This window comes from Neorhizobium sp. R1-B (assembly GCF_004368875.1).
Lineage (GTDB): Bacteria > Pseudomonadota > Alphaproteobacteria > Rhizobiales > Rhizobiaceae > Neorhizobium > Neorhizobium huautlense.
The window spans coordinates 14,428-33,398 of record NZ_SOEM01000034.1 but is presented as its reverse complement, the minus strand read 5'-3'; the positions used below and the strand labels follow the sequence as shown (position 1 = coordinate 33,398).

Genomic DNA, 18,971 nt, shown 5'->3' with positions numbered 1-18,971 from the left:
GCCCTTCCGCAGTTGCGCTTCACTTCGCTCGCCATGACCAGCTTACGGTGGGACTTCCACCCACAAGAATGCGCCCATGCTGGGCGCACAACAAAGAAGGCACGGAAAAACCGTGCCTTGAACTAGTTCGCTGCAGAACCGGAAAATTTATTCGTCTCGATAGACCTTTTCGCGGCGCTCGTGGCGTTCCTGGGCCTCGATCGACAGCGTCGCAATCGGACGAGCGTCGAGCCGCTTGAGGCCGATTGGCTCTCCAGTTTCCTCACAATACCCGTAGGTGCCATCGTCGATGCGCTGAAGGGCGGCGTCGATTTTGGAAATCAGCTTCCGCTGACGGTCGCGGGCACGAAGTTCGATAGCTCTGTCGGTTTCAGAGGAGGCCCTGTCCGCGAGGTCCGGATGATTGGCGCTTTCTTCAGCCAGATGGCCCAGGGTTTCCCGCGCTTCTCTCAGGATGTCATTCTTCCAAGCGATCAATTTTGCCCGGAAATACGCTTTCTGATTTGCATTCATGAACTCGTCGTCTTCCGAGAGCACATAATTGCCAAGATCGATCTTCTCACTCAACGCGATTCTCCTGAAGAACATCTCATGCGGCGCCTCTATATCCTATTCAACTATGCTGGTTCAAGCCTTGCGCCGGTCTTTAAAGCATTTTTAAAATCGTCATAAAAATCAGCTAAACGGCTATTTTTTATGCTTTTATTTCCCTGCTCCTATCTTCTTCAGCCGCATCCGACAGACTTGTAGTGCGAAACGCCGGAACTTCCCTGGAGTTGACGAACATCCTGCCGAAAGGCTAACCATCCATTCCAATCTCAGTTCCGGCGCCGGGTATGACGACGATCACTCCTCCTCCTTCCCGCATCTATCTCCTGCGCCACGCCAAATCGGGCTGGGCGGAGCCGGGCCAGCATGATTTCGAGCGGCCGCTGGATAATCAGGGTTTTGCAGAGGCTGAAATCGTCGCAGACAAAGCCGCGGACCGCAGTTATCTGCCTGAGACTGTCATCAGTTCGACCGCCGTGCGCTGCCGCCAGACGGCCGAGGCGATCCGTCGCGCCGTCAGCGAGATGATCGAGCCGATTTACATCGACGAACTCTACAATGGCTCCCTCGGGACCTATCTGGCCATTCTCGAAGGTCAGAAGGAAAGCCAATCGGTAATGCTGATCGGCCACAACCCGACGATGGAAGAGCTTCTGGAAGCACTGATCGGCTCAGATCAGATGATAGCCACCATTCCAGGCGGCTATCCGCCCGCCGGCCTCGCGGTTCTGGACTATCGCGGGTTCTCCGCCGGCACTGCTGCCGCTTGGACCCTGGTGGATTTTTTCGACGGCCTGAGGGGCTGACGTGACCAGGTAAGATACTGCGTCGCCTTTGCGTCGCTTTCTGCGCATCCTATATTATCGGAAACTCTGGACCCGGAACGACATTTTGCCGCCTTCGCTTACCAGCCTTACCGATGACGCCCGCATTGCGCTCGACAATCTCGCCGACCGCGCCTCGGGTCTCATCCATCCGACGATCAGACTTGGTGTTACCGGCCTGTCGCGCGCCGGCAAGACGGTATTCATATCCTCGCTTGTCCACAATCTGCTGAACGGCGGCCGCCTGCCGCTTTTCGAAGCGATGCGGTCCGGCCGGATTTCAGCGGTCAGGCTCGAACCGCAGCCGGACGATGCAATACCACGCTTCCAATACGAGGACCACATCCAGGCATTGGTGCGGGACCGAATCTGGCCAGATTCCACGCGAGCCATTTCGGAACTGCGCATCACGCTGGATTATGAGAGCGCGAGCGGCTGGAACCGCATGTTCTCCCGCGGCCGAATCTCGATCGACATCGTCGACTATCCAGGCGAATGGTTGCTCGACCTGCCGCTTCTCGCCCAAGACTTTCGCGAATTCAGCGACAAGACCGTAGCGCTTGCCGGCACCGGCATCAGGAAGGCTCTCTCGGAGGAATGGCTGGCGCTGGCGGCGAGCGTCGATCTGGACGCACCGGCCGATGAAATGACGGCGCGCCGACTTTCAGAAAGCTTTGCCGCCTATCTCAGGGCCTGCAAGGCTGACGAGCGTTCCCTTTCCACCCTGCCCCCCGGTCGTTTCCTGATGCCGGGTGATCTGGAAGGTTCTCCGGCGCTGACATTTGCGCCCCTGCCGAACTTGCCTGCAACCAAGGCACCCAAAGGCTCGCTCAGGGCGATGATGGAGCGGCGTTACGATGCTTACAAAAACGTCGTGATCAAACCCTTCTTCCGCGAACATTTCGCCCGACTGGACAGGCAGATCGTCCTTATCGACGCACTGCAGGCCATCAATCGCGGCCCCGAAGCGGTGCAGGATCTGGAGCGCGCACTCGCGGACGTGCTCACCTGCTTCCAGCCCGGCCATAACAGCTTTTTCTCGTCTCTGGTCGGGCGCAAGATCGACAAGGTTCTGGTGGCGGCGACGAAGGCCGATCACCTGCACCACGAAAGCCATGACCGGCTGGAGAGGCTGACCGGCCGGCTCGTGGATCGGGCAATCCAGCGGATCGGCATGGCCGGCGCCGGCATCGAAGTCATGGCGATCGCCTCGGTCCGTGCCACCAGGGAAGCCACGGTGAAGGAAGGCAACCATCTTTTGCCGGTGATCGTCGGCACGCCAATTGCAGGCGAAACGATCAATGGCGAATGCTTCGACGGAAACAGAAAAACAGCTATATTTCCCGGTGATTTGCCTGAAAATCCTGATTCGCTGTTTCAACATCTCGATGAACCAAATGCGGAGCTTCCGGAACTCAACGTCGTGCGTTTCCGCCCGCCCGCACTCCATGAGACGAATGGCGGCATAAAACTCTCCGTTCCGCATATCCGATTGGACCGCGCCATGCAGTTTCTATTTGGAGACCGCCTCGCATGAGACCGCCCGAAAAATCCGAGAGCGGCACCCGTCGGCCTGCTTCCTTCGATGTGGAAGAAAAGAACACGCCGCAAAGCGATGTGGTTACACCCGCTCGGCGCAGTCCGCGCAGTTTTGCCGATGACGTCGCCATCACACCGGACGAGCAGGATCCATTCATCTCACCCTCCGAGTTAACCACGGAAGCGATCCCTGTTGCCCAGCCTCGGGCCCGAAGAAGATTTTCCTTCGCCAACCTCGCGATCGGCGCCTTTGGTACCTTCCTGTCGCTAGCCTTCGGCCTCTGGGCCGATCGCGTCATCCGTGATCTCTTCGCGCGCGCCGATTGGTTGGGTTATGCGGCACTGGCCGCGCTCGGGCTTGGAATGCTCGCGCTGGCGGTGATCGTGGGGCGCGAAATATTCGGAATGATGCGGCTTTCGGCCGTCCAGACATTGAAGGTGGAGGCGGAGGAAGCGGTCCGATCCCCCCGTCCGCTGGCCGCGCGCTCGGTCGTGGCCGCACTCGGCAAACTGCTTAGTCACCGCGCGGAGACCGCCAGGGGCCGCACGGCGCTTGACGCCACCAAGGACGAAATCATAGACGGCCCGCAGCTTCTCGATCTCGCGGAACGGGAACTGCTGGCGCCGCTCGATCGTAAGGCCCGCTCGCTGATTCTCGGCTCAGCCAAGAGAGTCTCGATCGTCACGGCCGTCAGCCCGCGCGCCATTGTCGATCTCGCCTATGTGCTCTTCGAAGTCACGCGGCTCATCCGGGCCATGGCCGAGCTTTACGGTGGCAGGCCCGGAACCTTCGGTCTGCTGCGGCTCATGCGTGACGTAATTGCGCATCTTGCAGTAACTGGCTCGATCGCGGTTGGGGACAGCCTTGCACAGCAGGTCCTGGGCCATGGATTGGCCTCGAAACTCTCAAGCCGGCTGGGTGAAGGAGTGATCAATGGCTTGCTCACCGCCCGCATTGGAATTGCTGCGATGGATCTCTGCAGACCGTTGCCGTTCAGGGCAGTCAAACGGCCTGGAATAGGCGATTTTCTTTCGGATATCGCGTCGATCGGCGGTTCCAAAAGTGAATGATCGGCGGGCGCAGGATGGCGCAGCCTCCGTCGCCGATACCACTCGTTAACCATTCCAGCTTAAATTACAGGCCTCTTACAGTCGCTGCTTGCCAGAGGAAAGTTTATGTATCCGCGCTTCTTTTCGCTTCTCGGCGGGCTCGCCGTTCTAGCCGTTGCGGCAACCTCCGCCATGGCGCCCGAAGCCGAGGCTGCTCCCCGCGACAAGGCCTTCTTTCAATCGGTCGCCGGCGTATGGAAGGGGCCTGGTGAAATCGTCGCCGGCAAATACAAGGGCACGAAATTCAGCTGCAATCTGACTGGCGCTCCCACGCCGGAGGGAGACATCGGTATCAAGCTCGACGGGACCTGCCGCGTCGGCGTTTTCCAGCAGCCCATGTCTGCCGTCATCACCCAAAACGGCCGTGGCTACACCGGAAGGTTTCTGGATGGTGCCGATGGCAAGGGACTTGATATCATTTCCGGTTCGGTCAATGGCGACAAGGTGGTCATGGGCATCAATCGTGCCAAGCTCAATGGCGCCATGGTCGCCAGCCTGCGCGACGAAAACAAGATGAACATCACCATTTCGGTCAAGGTCGAGGACCAGATGGTACCCGTTATCGGGCTTTCCCTGGATCGCGACATGGATTCGATCGCGGTCGGCTCGATCAAACAGTAGACGGCGCGCGCTTACACGCGCCGCCACCAGTCCCGGCTCTCCTCCGCGACCTTGATGCCCGCCGTATCGACGTTTTCAAGCCAGTCGCGCACCACCTTTCCCTTCACGATAAGATCAGGCGCGACGTCCGCAAGCGGCATGATCACGAAGCCGCGCTCCGTCATCCGCGGATGCGGCACTTCCAGTTTCGAGGTCTTCATTTCACGAGAACCATAAGTCAGGATGTCGATGTCGATGATGCGCGGCCCCCAACGCTCCAGACGCACGCGCTTCATTGCCCGCTCGATCGATAGACAAATTTCGAGCAGATCCTCCGGATCGAGCCGCGTTTCCACCAGCGCGCAACAATTGAAAAAATCCGCCTGATCCGTCTTGCCCCATGGCGGCGTGGAATAAAGTCTGGAGACCGATACGACGCGGCAGCTATCCCTCGCATCCAGTTGTCGCAAAGCTTCCGCCATTGCTGCCGGCGGGTCGCCTATATTGCCTCCCAACCCAAGCGCAGCAATATGCAAGGCGTCTTCAGGCAAAGTGTTCAACACGGACCTCTGCATAATCCAGGATGCCCGGAATCGGGACACTTGGCTTGCGCACCGTAATATCCGCACGCCTGATCTGCGGGGACCATGCACACAATGCCTTGGCCACGTCTTTAGCAAGCGTCTCAATCAGGTTGCGGCGGTTCTGGGTCACGACCCTCTCCACGATTTCGTAGGCTATGCCGTAATGAACCGTGCTCGCGACATTGTCATTTTCGAGAGCGTCGTCCGCCTCCACGTCCATCACCACGTCCAGGAAGAACCGCTGGCCAAGAGACGCTTCCTGCTCGAAGGCACCGTGCTTTGCATAAAAGCCGCAGTTTTTCAGCGTGATAGTATAGATGCCCATGACTAGCCTCTCTTCTCTTCACCGGCCCAGGCCGCCGCCAGCACGGCATCCGCCATCCTCAGCGCATCCAGGTTGGCCGCGACATTGTGAACACGGAATATGGACGCGCCTGCAAGCCTCAACATGGCGGTGGTTGCGGCAGTGCCGATATCGCGTTCGTCCGCCCGCTCGCGGCCCGTCACGGCGCCGATGAAGCGTTTGCGGGACGTGCCGGCCAGCAGTGGAAAACCAAGCCGGTGCAACTCGGGAAAGCGGGCGATCAATTCCAGGTCATCGTCCTTGTTCTTCGCGAAACCAAAACCCGGATCGAGCACGATCGCCTCATCCGGCACCCCAGCCTTTCGTGCAATGCTCACGGACTCCGTCAAAAAGAACTCCTGGTCGTCGATCCTGTCGGCAAGCCTCTCCTGCTCCCGTCCACGGCCAGTATGCATGATGCACACCCCGGCGCCTGTCGCCGCAGCGACATCGGCAATAAGGGGCTCGCGTTGCAGGCCGTGCACGTCGTTGATGATATGGGCGCCGGCTGCGACCGCGAGCCTGGCTGTCTCGGCGCGGTAGGTATCTATCGAAATGAGCGCGTCCGTCTCAGCGCGCAGCTTCTCGACCACCGGCAGGACACGATCCTGCTCTTCGGCAGGCGCAATTTCGGCCGCACCCGGCCTCGTTGATTCACCACCGATATCGAGGATGACTGCGCCGTCTTCTACGCAAGCCATCGCATGAACGAAGGCGCTTTCCAGAGTTGCGTGACGCCCGCCATCGGAAAACGAATCAGGCGTGACATTGATGATCGCCATGATATGGCCTTGAAAACCGAGTTCGAGGGTTCGGCCGTGCCCCACGCGCCACGTGCTGTTGCAGCGCGATACCACCCGCCGCCCATCTGTCGAAGGATCACGCAAAATTTGATGCCTTTATGTTGCGCTCCTTCTGGCTATGCCCCAAGCTAACCCCAAGTTCAACGTCGCAGGCCCCAGAATGTTTTTGATGCGCAGAGTCCACCGACTTTTCGGTGCAATTCTTGTCTCCTGCGTGATCTCTGCGCCAGCCACCGCCGAACCTCTGATCAGCAAGACCTATTCCTATTTCCGGATCGGCGGTCGCACGGCGGAAGACCTCGACAAGGAATTGGAGAAACGAGGACCGATGACCCGCACCTCGGGCCATCGCCATCCCGGTGCGACCGAAATCAAATTCGGGGGCGACGCTACCTACGTGGAAAAGGGCGGCAATTGCTCAATCGGCGGCGCTCGTGTGACGCTTCGCACCCGCATCATACTTCCCCGCTGGAGCAACCGTGGCCGGGCCGCCAACGACCTCCGCTTCATCTGGGATACCCTGTCGGCCGATATCAAGCGGCACGAGGAGAGGCACGCCGAGATCGCCCGCAACCACGCCCGTCAGCTGGAAAGAGAGCTATTGGCGCTTCCCTCCCAGAAAAGCTGCGACGCGTTGGAAAAACGGGTGGCGGACACGACGCGCCGTATTCTGGAGGCGCATGACCGCGAGCAGCTGCGATTCGATCAGGTCGAGGCAGCCAATTTCGATGCCCGTATGATGCGACTGCTGCAATACCGCCTGAAACGGGGCGGCAAATAGACCACCCGCGAACCTTTTGCGAAGCTTGCGCATCATCCTGTCAATGACAGGTGATTTATGGTGATAGTCTAAAATACGAATCTCGGATAGAAGTAAGACATAACTTACCTGCCGCATGTTTCAGAGATTGGGGCGGAAGGTATAACCAATCAGCGCGCTATCGGTACCGCCGGGCGTCGCAAGCAGCGGTTTCAAGCGTTCCGCGTAACGGTCTCCTGCGTTTTGTTCTCCTGGCGCGTCTTCAGCCGCAGGTGTCTCCTCCCTCGCCTGTCGGTGATGCGCCCGCCTTGCCTCGCTTGCCGTTCCTGCGCAGCGAGGCTTTTTTTTTTGCCGGCAATCCGAAGTGTGATCAGGCCTGCCGCTCGGGCACGTTGACCACGAGGCCATCGAGTTCCGGCTTGACCTTGATCTGACAGGAAAGACGCGAGGTTGGCTTCACCTCGAATGCAAAATCGAGCATGTCTTCTTCCATCGGAGACGGCGGGCCGACTTTTTCGGTCCACTCTTCATCGACATAGACATGACAGGTGGCGCAGGCGCAGGCACCGCCGCATTCGGCCTCGATGCCGGGAACGGAATTGCGAACCGCATTCTCCATAACCGTGGAGCCCGGCTCGGCCTCGATATCGAAGCGCGTTCCGTCAAAGGCAACGATCGAAATTTTCGTCATGATATTGGAAATCCGGGATGTTGAAGGTTGCTGCTCTATTTAAGCGCGCTGTCTTCCAATAAAACCCCGGCGCAGTCAACATTTTCGGGCGCCGCGGGCTGTTCCACGGGCGCCCTATGTATAAAGGGGCGCTCTCAGCGGCAGAGCTTGTTGATGAAGTTCTCCGCTTCCACGACCACAGCCCCGACAGCTGCCTTGAGGGCCGTATCTGCGCCACTGTCCTCGAGCTTCTGGGCCGCAATGGCGACCTTGAAGGCGCCGACTGCGTTGGCCGCCCCTTTCAGGCGATGAGCTATTGCGACGGTAGCGGTCGTGTCCGCGACGGCAAGATCCTGCAGCGCCCGCCGAGCCTGGCGTGCAAACATCTGAAGCACCTCAACCTCCAGAGCCTTGTCGCCCATGGTCTGTGTCGCGAGATGGACAAGATCAATCGGTCGGGATTGAGACGGGCAAGCGCCGCCTTGGTGTTCGGGGGCTTCAAACGCAATACTGACGGCTGCCACTGCCATGGGAGGTTTCCTTGTTGTTGTTCTTACATGTCCCGAATTGTGCGGGTCGGAGCCGGCTATCCCGTTAAATTCCGGCACAATCGGGGCTGAAATCTTCCCATATGGTTAATTTCTGCTAAGCTCCCGAGATTTTAGGACTTTTGCATCTGGCGATGGTTTAAATTCTGTTAACAACATTCAGCGCCGGATCTCCCTGGCCGGCGTTTTAATTGTGCCAGGGAGCCGAATGTGCCACTACAGTACGACTAAGGTGGCGGGGAATATTCTCCTTTTGCCACGGATGGCAGGTTGGTAAGCTTTCATTATCATCCGTTTGAAAGAACGGCCGTCCGACATGAAAATGAATAGGAAACTCAAGCCCCATGATGGGGCACGGGTTTCCGGCAGGCAGTGTTCCATCTGTCGGTCTGCGGGCGGCAGCGCGTCTGATGGGATTGCCGGGCGAGTATGTAACGAGGCGTAACCGCATGGCGAAGAAAACGAGCAGCGAGTCGATCGACGAGACGGCTTTCCAGGCGCTGGAAGAAGCTCTGAAGATCAATTTCAACGATGAGTCGCCGCGCAGCAGATCCGCGCCCCATGCCTCGGAGACAAGAGTGTCAGACACACCCAAGCAGCGTCCGTCTTCTCCGCAACATCAAGAGGAGCCCGCCGAGTCGTTCAGGTCGGCCGTCTCCGAAGCTGCAGCCAAGTCGCCGACGTTCCAGCCTGCGAACGATGCCGGCAGACGCAGCGCCAGCGCGATCCTCAGGACGCTCGAAGGCGGCGCCATGCGCTCCGCTATCCGCAATGCTGTGATCATTTCCCTTCTTTGGGCGGTGGCCGGCATCGGGTTGGGACAGGTAATTTACGGCAACCAGCTTTGGGAAATCACCTCCGTTGCAGGCGTGCTTGCCGCTCCAGGCATTGTCGCCCTCGCAGTGGGTATCCTCATCCCGATCATGCTGTTCTTCGCGTTCGCCATCATGATGGCGCGGGCACAGGACCTCAGAAACGCCGCCCGCTCCATGGCGGAGGTGGCGCTTCGCCTTTCCGAGCCGGAGACCATCGCCTCCGAGCGCATCATGAGCGTCGGCCAGGCCGTGCGCCGTGAAGTCTCCGCGATGAACGAAGGCATCGAACGCACGATCGCCCGCGCCACAGAACTCGAAACGCTGGTACATTCGGAAGTTAACGCACTCGAGCGCAGCTTTACCGACAATGAACTGCGCGTCCGCGGTCTCGTTCACGAACTCGGCGCAGAGCGCGATGCGATCGTCAATCATGCCGAGCGTATCCGCTCGTCGATCGTTGGCGCCCACGATCAGCTCAAGGAAGAACTTTCGCTGGCCACGGAGGAGATTTCGATCCGTCTTGCGACCTCGGGCGAAGCCTTCGCCTCGATGATCGATACCCGGGCAGCCGCACTCATGGAGAAGTCCGATGCCGCCGGCGAGGCGCTCGGAACGCTGCTGACCACCAAGGCAGAAAACCTGCTCCAAACCTTGAACTCCTCCGGCTTTGCGCTCGCCCATGAATTTGATGAGCGGATGGATCAGCTTACCTCGGTGCTCTCTACGCGCGGCCAAGCGCTCCTGACCGAGTTCGAAACCCGCGCCTCGTCTCTCGACGCCAACACCGAGAAATTGAATGCCGCGCTCGCAGATCGCACCCGGCAGCTCAACGAGACCCTGCTGGCCCGCACGCGAGAGATTACGGAAGGGCTTTCCAGCAGCGAAAGGACCCTTACCGGCTCGCTCGACGAAATACTGTCGAGCCTCAACAGCTCGCTGGAGGAAAAGGGTTCCTCCTTCCGCCAGAGCCTTCAGACGACCGTCGAGGATGTCGTCATGGACCTCGACATGCGCTCCAGCTTCTTCGAGGAACGCCTGCAGGCGACCGTGGGGCACCTCAGCACCACATTCGACGACAGCGTTTCTCAATTTACCTCCGCATTCGATCAGCGGGCCGGTTCGCTCGACAGCAAGCTGATGGACAGCCTGGCGCGTATCAACGAGACGGTGGCGAGCGGCTCGGAGTCTATCGAGAATATTCTCAGCTCCAGCATCGAACGCATCAGCTCATCGTTGACAGATCAATCCTTCGCGCTTGCCACCACACTCGGCACCGGCCAGGAAGTTTTAGACTCCATGCTCGAAAGCCGCTCGCGCGAGCTTTCCGATGCGCTGTCTGCGCGCAGCAGCGAAATCCAGGACGCTCTGGGCTCCCGCGCTGCAGAGATCCAGGATGTTCTCGGCTCTCGCACCGCGGAAATCCAGGATGTTCTGGGTTCCCGTACCGCAGAGATCCAGGAAGTGCTCGCGTCTCGTACGAGCGAGCTCCAGCAGGGCCTCACGGGCGCTCATCGACAAATCGAGAGCACCCTGACGGATGGCAACAGCGCTCTTCTGAATACGCTCACAGAAAACCAGACCAAGTTCGAACAGGGACTGGCAATCCGCTCGGGTGCGATCATCGCTGCGCTTTCCGGCAGCCACGACCATCTGACCGAGGTGCTCAGCCAGAAAACCGCAGCTATCGACGCTCTGATGTCGAACGCGCCGGAGCGGCTCGCAGGCATGTTCGATGAAAAGGCGGATCATATCGCTCGCACTTTGTCGGAAAGCGAGCAACGGCTCAGCGGCGATCTCGGGCGCCATGCATCGCAGATGCAGGCCTCGCTGGAGACCAATCGCGAGCGGATTTCCGAGATCCTCGAAGACAAGTCCATGGAGATCGCCACGTCCTTTGCGCTTGGCGAGGACCGGCTCACCGGCATGCTCGACGAAAAGTCGGAAGCTATCGCGCGTGCCCTGTCCGAAACCGAACAACGCATGAGCGGCGATCTCGGGCGTCGCACGTTCGAGATTCATGAAGCTCTGAGCACCAACCGCGATAAGCTCGCCGAACTCCTGGACGACAAGTCGATGGAAATCGCAACGTCGTTCGCGCTTGGCGAAGATCGTCTTTCCGGCATGCTGGACGCCAAGGCCTCGGCGCTGGTGAATGTGCTGTCCGATGCCGACAGCCGCATCGAGCAGTCCTTCGCGGCCCGGGCAGAGGCTATCCATAACGCCTATGCCGATAACCAGCTCAATCTCGACCTCTCGCTGGAAAACCGCAACGCGGAGCTTTCGCGTATCCTGGAATCCGGCGGAGAGCGGCTCGAACAGGCCGTGGGCAACGCCAGCAATCGCATCGAAAGCGCTCTTACCGACGGCACGGGCCGCTTTGAAGCAGGCCTGGCCGGCGGCCTGGAGCGGATGGAAACCGTTATGAGCTCCACGCAGGAGCGGATTGCGGCGACCATCGGCCTCGGCCATCAGCAGCTCGAGACAACCCTCAGTTCCGGCCACGACCAGATGCGGGAAACGCTCGAAGAGCGGACTAGCCTGCTTGCCAACACGCTGGGCGACGCGCGCAACCAGATCGGTGACCTGATGCAGGATCAGGCAACATCGCTGAGCACCTCCATCGCGGCGAGCGCCGGTATGCTGGAGATGACACTTGAGAATCAGAACAGCGCCTTGAAGGATGCGATCGATACTGCCGGGCAATCCCTCGAAGAGCGGCTCCGCGATAACGTCGGCACCCTTGCCGTTCGTCTTTCCGATGCCGCCGGCGAGATCGGTCGGTCGGCGGATGCCTTCTCCAATCGTATCCGCCAGACTGTCGGCGGCGTTCAGGGGGCTCTCGAGGAGACCGGTAGCCGGATCGAATCGACGTTCGGAGGGCTTGAGGATCGCATCCGCGGCGAAGTGGTGAATGCCACCCAGCTGGTCAACGACGCCGGAACCAATCTTTCGGCCGCACTCGACAGCCGCACCGCTGAGCTGGAGCGCGTTGCCGTCGAGGCCACGGACAGGATCGCCGACACGATGGACGGACGCACCGCCCGTATCGAAGAGCGTCTCGGCACGATCGACCGCGCCCTGACGATCGGGCTGGACAATGTGACCAAGACAATCGAAAGCAAGGCTGTCGGCCTCGCCTCGACACTACGCGAAGCCGTCAGCGCCGCGGCGCAAAGCATGGACAGCGAGGCCACCCGCTCGGCAGAGGTGCTTGCCCGCGCAGGCGCCGAGTTCACGGAAGAATTGGCAAACCGCAACAGCGAATTTACCAAGGCGATCGAGGACCGCTCAATCCAGATCGTCGGGCGAATTTCCGAGACGCAGAACAGGCTGGCCGGCCAGGCTGCGACTGTCGCACATGCCTTCTCCGAAGCCGGGAACGCGATCGTCAACAAGGTCGCCGAAGCCGATAGCCTCGTGAAGAAGCAGGTAACGGCAATCTCCGAGGCTCTCGACGATGCCCAGAAGGCGCTTGGCGAACGCGGCAACGATATCCGCACCACGCTCACGGAAACGGCAGACCAGCTTGACAATGCCATGGACGCCGTAGACCGCGCACTCGCGGCCCGCGGCGAGGCGATCCGTTCGGCGCTCGACAACCGCACTCGCGACTTGAATTCCATGCTCGCCAGCCGCTCGGCCGAACTCAGCCGCCTTCTCGACGAAAAGGCAAAACCGATGGTCGAGGAATATGCCGAGACTGGCCGCGCTGCCGTCGAGCAGATCACGGGTGCCGCCCAACAGGGTGCGGAACGCCTGTCTGCGACGGCCGAGGAAACCGCTGCCCGAATCCGCAACGAGAATTCCGCGCTCATCGACGCCATCGCCACCCGGACCAACGATACCCTGGCGGCCATCACCCAGCGCACTGAAAATGCCGCCGGCACCATGCGCTATGTTGAGCAGGGATTGTCCGCGGCTGTGAACAGCCTCATCGACAAGCTCGCTGAAAGCAATTCCAGCATCAGCGCCATGGTTCAGCAGGCAGCGCAGGATATCGGCAGCACCGCGGACGTCGCTGCTGAACATCTCGCCGAGGCCGACCGCAAGCTCGGCGCAACGGCCAGCCGCTTCTCGCAATCGGCAGGCCATGTTGCAGATATCGTGTCGGGTTCGACCCGTATGCTCGAAACCAACATCGAGCGGATGTCTGAAGTCTTTGGCCAGACGCTTGAGCAAGTCGGCGGTATCGTCAGCCGCTTCGACGAACACTCCAGAGTGCTGTCTGAGGCATCTGACCTCCTCGGTGCTGCGCAGTCTAACCTCGCCAGCACCCTGGATGAACGTCAGAATGCGCTCCGCAGCCTGGCAGGCGGCCTGCTCAAGCGCTCGGAAGAAATCGAAGGGACGATGCGCAACCTCACAGGCCTTGTGGACAGCGCTTTCGAAAAGGCCGAGGAACGCTCCCTGCAGGTCGGCTCGCGACTGCGTGAAAGCCTGCATGCCTCCTTCGCCGACATCGGCCGCACGCTCGGTGAAACCCAGCATCGCGCCGAAGTAACGGCCGACGCGATGCGGGAAGCCCTAGTCAATGCCGGTGGCGACGCCACCCGTGCCATCGAGTCGACCCTGTCGGATGCCGAGAAAAGAACGCGCGACCTTTCCGAACGGATGCGCGGAAGTATCTCTGCGTCCCTCACCGACGTCGAGCGGCTTCTGTCGGATGCCACTGACCGGTCCGGCAGTGCCGCAGAACAACTTCGCGAGACGCTGCGCCAGTCGGTCGAGGAAGCCATCAATCGCTTCTCCGGCGCAACCGATGAAATCCGGCGTTCGGCCCAGGACATCCGGCGCGAGCTGGATACGACCCGCTCGGAACTCAAGCGCGGTGCCTTCGATCTTCCGGAAGAGGCCAAAGAAAGCGCTGCCGCAATGCGTCGTGCAGTCGCCGAACAGATCAAGGCCCTCCAGGACATTTCTGCCCTGGTTGGACGCTCGACGCAGAATTTCGAAGTTTCGGAGGCTTCCGCCAGCCGTCCGGCTCCGGCACCTGCTCGTCCCCAGCCTGCCGCTCCTGCGCCTGTCCCGCCGCAGCCCGCTCCGCCTGCTCCTCGCAGCGATACATATGGCGCAAGCTCGCTGCGAGGCGCGCTTCCGCTTGATCGGCCTGCCCAGACGCCGGCTTCACGCGCGCCTGAACCGGCCCCCCGCGGCGGCAATGCCAGCGATGACGGCTGGATCAGCAATCTGCTCCGCGGCGCATCGCGCGATGAACTGGGCGAATCTCCGGTACCACGCCAGCAGCAGCCGGTGCGTACAGCCGAACCTGCGCCGGCACCCCGCAGCAATGGAGACAATCGCAATCCTCGCCACATGGTCGAGTCGCTGAATTCGCTCTCCGTGGACATTGCCAGGGCGATCGATCACGACGCATCGGTCGACCTGTGGCGCCGCTACCAGCGCGGCGAACGCGATGTCTTTACTCGCCGTCTCTATACGCTGAAAGGTCAGCAGACGTTCGACGAGATCAAGCGCAAGTACGAGCGGGAGCCGGAATTCCGTACCGCTGTCGACCGCTACATCGCGGACTTCGAAAAGCTGCTCGCCGATGTCGCCCGCACTGACCGCGACAAGACTGTCACCCAGAGTTACCTCACATCGGATACGGGCAAGGTCTATACGATGCTCGCCCATGCCGCTGGCCGGTTCAACTGAAGGCAACGACAATAGACAGACTAAAAAGGCCGCCTCAAAGGCGGCCTTTTTAGTTGCGGATTTGGCTGCTGCCCCAGGCGGTGAAACGACGCCCTATATCGACTTGAGCGCCCAGTCGACAATCTCCGCCCCAACCTTGGCAAAAGCCTTGTCGAGCGCTTCGATAAAATGACGGTTCTCGGAGCCGGAGACTGGCGAGGTGGCTTTGAAGACGCTCTGGCCGCGCACAGTGCCGTTGCGGTCGTTCAGCAGCTTTGCCGAAATTTCGACAACGGCGACCCGGGGACTGCCGGCGCTTACTTCAAAGGCCCGGATGTCGGTCACCACCTGATAGTCGATGGCGAGGCCCTGCCCCGGTTTACCGACGCCACCGAGACGACCGGAGTTTTCGAACGCTTCGACGAGTTTTGACTGAACGAGAGCCGGCAGGCGATCTCCCCATCGGGAGTTGGCAAGATACTGGATTTCCGACGGGGAAACGCGAACCACCACCTGCTCGCTGTTCAAAAGCTTGACGGCCGTCGGCTCGGGTATCAGGATCTGCCGGTTGCGTGCCGAAGGCCCCTGGCCTGCTGGGGTGATTGACAGATCGAACGTATCGTTGTTCGCGCTGCTGCCACAGCCGGTGACAAGCGCCGCCACCAGTGGCAGCGCGACGAGGAGCGGGCGGCGGTTTGCGCGTCGCGTTAATAACTCCGTACCAGTCATCAAAATCCCAGTCTCCAAATGGCGTCCCGCGTCACCGGCGTGTCCTGCCGTCATACTGCTTCACTGTCTCCCCGCCGAAGATCAGCCTTTGCGGGTTCTGGTCGAAATTGTTGATTGTCTGGTCGAGCGACTGGACGGTGCGCCGGGCGTCGTTCACCAATGTCTGGATGTCCCTCAAACCGCTTGAGGAGAAGCGCGACAGATTGTCGGCAATCGGGCCGACTCGCGCGTTGATGTTGTCGGCCACGGTCCGGAAGGATTCGAGCGTCCGGCGCGCTTCGGCAAAAAGCCCCTGCGAATCGTCGCTGGAGACGAGGCCATCGACTTTGGCGAGAATGCCGTCGACGCGGCTGGATGCCTCATTCAGCTTTCGGGCCAGTTCGGTGAAGTCGCCAACCGCGCGATCGATGTCTTCCCTGCGATTGGCGAAGCTGTCGACCACGTCGCGCGCCGAACTGATCGTCTGCCGGGCGTCTTCCGACGCGGCCGTTATATTGCCGATAGTTGTTTTCACCTGCTCCGGACTAACCGAACTCATCACCGTATCGACACGCCGCAATACGCTCTGGGCTTGGGTTCCTGCCTGTTCGAAATTTGCCGCCGCGTTCCTGACGTTGGCGACGAGATCGCCAAAATTGTCGGAAGCGTTCGCGATATTTCGGGTGGCTCGTTCGGTATTGGCCACGACCGCGTTGATCTTCTCGGCATCGATCGCGCTCACCAGCCGCTCGGCGGCCTGAAGGGTCGAATTCAATGTGCCGGAGACGCGATCGATCGTCGTAGACAGCGTGGACAAGCTGTTCAGGAACTTGTCGATGCTGTCGGAATTTTGAGCCAGAGCCCCGGTGAAGGTTTCGACGTTGCGAATGGTTTGAGTGAGCGGCCCGCGCGCATCCGCGACGAACCCTTGGATATCGCTGATCGCCGCGTCGGCTCGGTCGAGGATCTTGTCGGCAGTGGCGAGCAGGTTCGTGACGCTCGACTGCTCGGCGATCAGAACGGCCGGTCGACCGGTCTCCAACGACTTCTGGAGGATGTTCTCTTCGCCCTTCGCGCCACCTGAAAGCTCGATATAAGCCGCTCCGGTCAACCCCTGCACTTCAAGAGCAGCTTGCGTGGATTGGTAGACCGGTGCATCCGCTCTTACCTCCGTGAACGCGATCGAGTAGCGCGGATCGTCTGGATCGATGGTGAGGTTACGGACCGAACCGACCGGAATACCGTTGAAACGGACCGGTGAGCCGACGGAAAGGCCGTTCGCCGATCCGGGGATGCGGATGGCGAGCTCAGCCGTAGGTCCACCACGACCGGATTGCGCCATCCAGTAGACGAAGCCAAAGGCGGCGGCGATCACCAGCAGCGTGAAGAAACCGACAAGGGCGTAATTGGCTCTGGTTTCCATGGATTAGTTCACTTCTCTACTTCCGCAGCCGGCCGCTTTTCTTGAATTACGACAGACCGCGCCCGCTTTCCGCGGAAATACGACTGAACCCATGGATCGTCATGAGCAAACATATCTTCAAGAGTACCTTCCACCAATACCCGTTTCTGACCAAGCACGGCAATACGGTCACAGACCGAAAAAAGGCTGTCGAGGTCGTGTGTTACCATATAAACCGTCAGCCCGAGAGTGTCGCGCAGCTTGGCAATCAGCGCATCGAAATCGGCTGCCCCTATGGGATCGAGACCCGACGTTGGCTCGTCCAGGAATACAAGATCCGGGTCCAACGCAAGCGCGCGGGCCAGGGCGGCACGCTTGATCATGCCGCCTGAAAGCTCCGATGGGTATTTGTTGGCGGCATCCGGCGGCAGGCCCACCATCTCGATCTTCAGATAAGCCAACTCGTCCATCAAGGATTGTGGCAAGTCGAGATATTCGCGCATCGGAAGCTGGATGTTCTCCTTGACGGTCAGCGCCGAAAACAGTGCCCCGTGCTGGAACAGCACACCCAACCGCATGTCCACCTGCATGCGCTCCTCTTCCGAGGCGTTGTCATAGTCGATGCCGAGGATTTCGATCACGCCTGACCGGTGCGGCAGAAGGCCGAGAACCGTGCGCATCAGAACGGACTTGCCGGTGCCCGAAGCGCCCACAAAGCCCAGAATTTCGCCGCGATAGACATCGAGATTCAAACGGTCGAGCACCACCTGATTACCAAAGCCGACAGTGACATCACGTACCGAAAGCACGACTTGGCCACTGTTTGGCTTATCCTTGCCGTTACCCTCTACCGCCTCTTCCAACCCCGCCCCCATCAAAAATCGATTGCCGAATAGAAGATGGCGAAAAGCGCATCCATGAGGATAACGACGAAGATTGCTTTGACGACGGAGGTCGTGACGTGTTGCCCGAGAGATTCGGCGCTGCCGCCGACTTTCATGCCCTCCACGGCGGCAACGATACCGATCGCCAGTGCCATGAACGGCGCCTTGATCATTCCCGATGCAACGGACGTGTGGTCGATCGCCTCATGCAGACGTGACAGATATGTGTCGAAAGTGATGCCCGAATAAGCCCAGGCAACAACCGCCGCGCCGAAAAGAGCGGCAAAATTGGCGATGATGGTGAGGAGCGGCAATGCCACTGTAAGCGCCACGAGGCGCGGAAAGATCAGCACGCCCACCGGATTGAGGCCGATGACGGTCAGCGCATCGATTTCCTCGCGCATCTTCATCGAACCGATCTCCGCGGTAATCGCGCTGCCCGAGCGGCCGGCGATCATGATCGCCGTGAGGAGAACCCCGATCTCGCGAAGCTGAAGTATGCCGACAAGGTCGACCACGAAGATTTCCGCGCCGAAGTACCGGAGCTGAAAAGCGCCCTGCTGTGCAATGATGGCGCCGATCAGGAACGACATCAGCACGATGATCGGCACGGCCCGCACGCCCATCCGGTCGATATGGGTGACCACCGATGCGGGAGAAACCCCCGCCCCTCGGCCGAACTTCATCTGCGCGCCGCGGACCGCCGAACCGAGAATGTGCATGGCAGCATAAAAATCGCCGCCGAGCCCCACCATGATCTTGCCGCTCGGAGCAAATATCCGCTCGAAAAGCGTGCCTTTCTTTCCATTCTCGGCGGGAGGCGCAGGCGCCTTTTCCGGCAATGCGCCGATCAGTTCCCGGATCGGTCCTTCGCCCCCGGTAAGGACCGCGTCGCGGCCCTGTTCAACCTTGGACGTCATCAGCCGTCGAATCAGCCACGCTCCAGCCGTATCGACGCCGCCGACGCCGTTGAGATCGATCTCCAGCCTGCCCTGCCCCTGGGCGCGTTCCAGCCTTTCAAGATCATTCAGGATCGGAGAAATTGTCGAACCTCGCCAGTCGCCCGCCAAAAGATAACGTTCGCCGCCTGGCAGATCTTCGGCCTTGATTTCGGCTGCCTTGGACGTCACGGCTTCTTTCGCAGTCACTGGTCATTTGAGGTTTCAATACGATACGGTTGATCGCATTTTCAGGATCA

At 60.1% G+C, this 18,971-nt stretch carries 16 protein-coding genes; 6 read left to right on the top strand and 10 right to left on the bottom strand.

Annotated features, from left to right (window positions below):
* Positions 1-147: 147 nt before the first annotated feature.
* On the bottom strand, positions 148-567 hold the full coding sequence (dksA, locus tag EDE05_RS25360) for an RNA polymerase-binding protein DksA (RefSeq protein WP_105370020.1): 420 nt from the start codon (positions 565-567) through the stop codon (positions 148-150).
* Positions 568-836: 269 nt separating this feature from the next.
* On the opposite strand from dksA, the gene EDE05_RS25355 reads away from it, so the two are divergent.
* The 4 genes from EDE05_RS25355 to EDE05_RS25340 all read left to right on the top strand — a co-directional run bounded on the left by EDE05_RS25355 (position 837) and on the right by EDE05_RS25340 (position 4,643).
* Complete coding sequence (locus EDE05_RS25355; protein WP_134103222.1) at positions 837-1,355, top strand: histidine phosphatase family protein; 519 nt, start codon at positions 837-839, stop codon at positions 1,353-1,355.
* Between the two features lie 85 nt (positions 1,356-1,440).
* Positions 1,441-2,910 (top strand): YcjX family protein, encoded by a 1,470-nt coding sequence (locus tag EDE05_RS25350; protein WP_112798530.1) that lies wholly within the window; start codon positions 1,441-1,443, stop codon positions 2,908-2,910.
* Positions 2,907-3,983 (top strand): TIGR01620 family protein, encoded by a 1,077-nt coding sequence (locus EDE05_RS25345; RefSeq protein WP_112798385.1) that lies wholly within the window; start codon positions 2,907-2,909, stop codon positions 3,981-3,983. Before EDE05_RS25350 ends, EDE05_RS25345 begins: the two co-directional genes overlap by 4 nt.
* A gap of 105 nt (positions 3,984-4,088) precedes the next feature.
* A complete protein-coding gene (locus EDE05_RS25340; protein ID WP_105370023.1) occupies positions 4,089-4,643 on the top strand; it encodes a hypothetical protein in 555 nt (184 codons plus the stop codon).
* 11 nt (positions 4,644-4,654) lie between these two features.
* Here EDE05_RS25340 and folK read toward each other — a convergent pair whose 3' ends face one another.
* From folK to folP, 3 genes are read right to left on the bottom strand one after another with little or no spacing between them, the layout of a single operon-like run.
* On the bottom strand, positions 4,655-5,197 hold the full coding sequence (gene folK / locus EDE05_RS25335; protein ID WP_205839292.1) for a 2-amino-4-hydroxy-6-hydroxymethyldihydropteridine diphosphokinase: 543 nt from the start codon (positions 5,195-5,197) through the stop codon (positions 4,655-4,657).
* Positions 5,166-5,531 (bottom strand): dihydroneopterin aldolase, encoded by a 366-nt coding sequence (gene folB / locus EDE05_RS25330; protein ID WP_132412987.1) that lies wholly within the window; start codon positions 5,529-5,531, stop codon positions 5,166-5,168. Before folB ends, folK begins: the two co-directional genes overlap by 32 nt.
* A 2-nt stretch (positions 5,532-5,533) precedes the next feature.
* On the bottom strand, positions 5,534-6,331 hold the full coding sequence (folP, locus tag EDE05_RS25325) for a dihydropteroate synthase (RefSeq protein WP_112798387.1): 798 nt from the start codon (positions 6,329-6,331) through the stop codon (positions 5,534-5,536).
* A 190-nt stretch (positions 6,332-6,521) separates the two neighbouring features.
* Here folP and EDE05_RS25320 point away from each other — a divergent pair, with 190 nt between their 5' ends.
* On the top strand, positions 6,522-7,133 hold the full coding sequence (locus tag EDE05_RS25320; protein WP_162712324.1) for a DUF922 domain-containing protein: 612 nt from the start codon (positions 6,522-6,524) through the stop codon (positions 7,131-7,133).
* Positions 7,134-7,482: 349 nt separating this feature from the next.
* On the opposite strand, the gene EDE05_RS25315 is transcribed toward EDE05_RS25320, so the two are convergent.
* Together EDE05_RS25315 and EDE05_RS25310 are read right to left on the bottom strand one after the other, a co-directional pair.
* A complete protein-coding gene (locus EDE05_RS25315) occupies positions 7,483-7,803 on the bottom strand; it encodes a 2Fe-2S iron-sulfur cluster-binding protein (RefSeq protein ID WP_105370027.1) in 321 nt (106 codons plus the stop codon).
* Between the two features lie 134 nt (positions 7,804-7,937).
* Positions 7,938-8,312 (bottom strand): Hpt domain-containing protein, encoded by a 375-nt coding sequence (locus EDE05_RS25310; RefSeq protein ID WP_207914882.1) that lies wholly within the window; start codon positions 8,310-8,312, stop codon positions 7,938-7,940.
* A 467-nt stretch (positions 8,313-8,779) separates the two neighbouring features.
* Between EDE05_RS25310 and EDE05_RS25305 the strand changes: the two genes are divergently transcribed.
* Positions 8,780-14,800 carry a hypothetical protein gene (locus EDE05_RS25305; protein ID WP_112798393.1) on the top strand — a complete coding sequence of 2,007 codons (6,021 nt, stop codon included), beginning with the start codon at positions 8,780-8,782 and terminating at the stop codon, positions 14,798-14,800.
* A gap of 93 nt (positions 14,801-14,893) precedes the next feature.
* Here EDE05_RS25305 and EDE05_RS25300 read toward each other — a convergent pair whose 3' ends face one another.
* Genes EDE05_RS25300 through EDE05_RS25285 form a run of 4 tightly spaced genes read right to left on the bottom strand, consistent with a single transcriptional unit; the run spans position 14,894 to position 18,903 of the window.
* Positions 14,894-15,508: an ABC-type transport auxiliary lipoprotein family protein gene (locus EDE05_RS25300; protein ID WP_105370029.1), complete on the bottom strand. Its 615-nt coding sequence runs from the start codon at positions 15,506-15,508 to the stop codon at positions 14,894-14,896.
* A gap of 31 nt (positions 15,509-15,539) precedes the next feature.
* Entirely contained in the window at positions 15,540-16,910 is a 1,371-nt protein-coding gene (locus EDE05_RS25295) for an MlaD family protein (RefSeq protein WP_105370030.1), read from the bottom strand.
* A gap of 8 nt (positions 16,911-16,918) precedes the next feature.
* Positions 16,919-17,764, bottom strand: a complete 846-nt coding sequence (locus EDE05_RS25290; RefSeq protein WP_112798397.1) for an ABC transporter ATP-binding protein — start codon at positions 17,762-17,764, stop codon at positions 16,919-16,921.
* The gene (locus tag EDE05_RS25285; protein WP_162712326.1) at positions 17,764-18,903 is read right to left on the bottom strand and encodes an ABC transporter permease; all 1,140 of its coding nucleotides are present in this window, start codon (positions 18,901-18,903) and stop codon (positions 17,764-17,766) included. Before EDE05_RS25285 ends, EDE05_RS25290 begins: the two co-directional genes overlap by 1 nt.
* Positions 18,904-18,971: the final 68 nt, after the last annotated feature.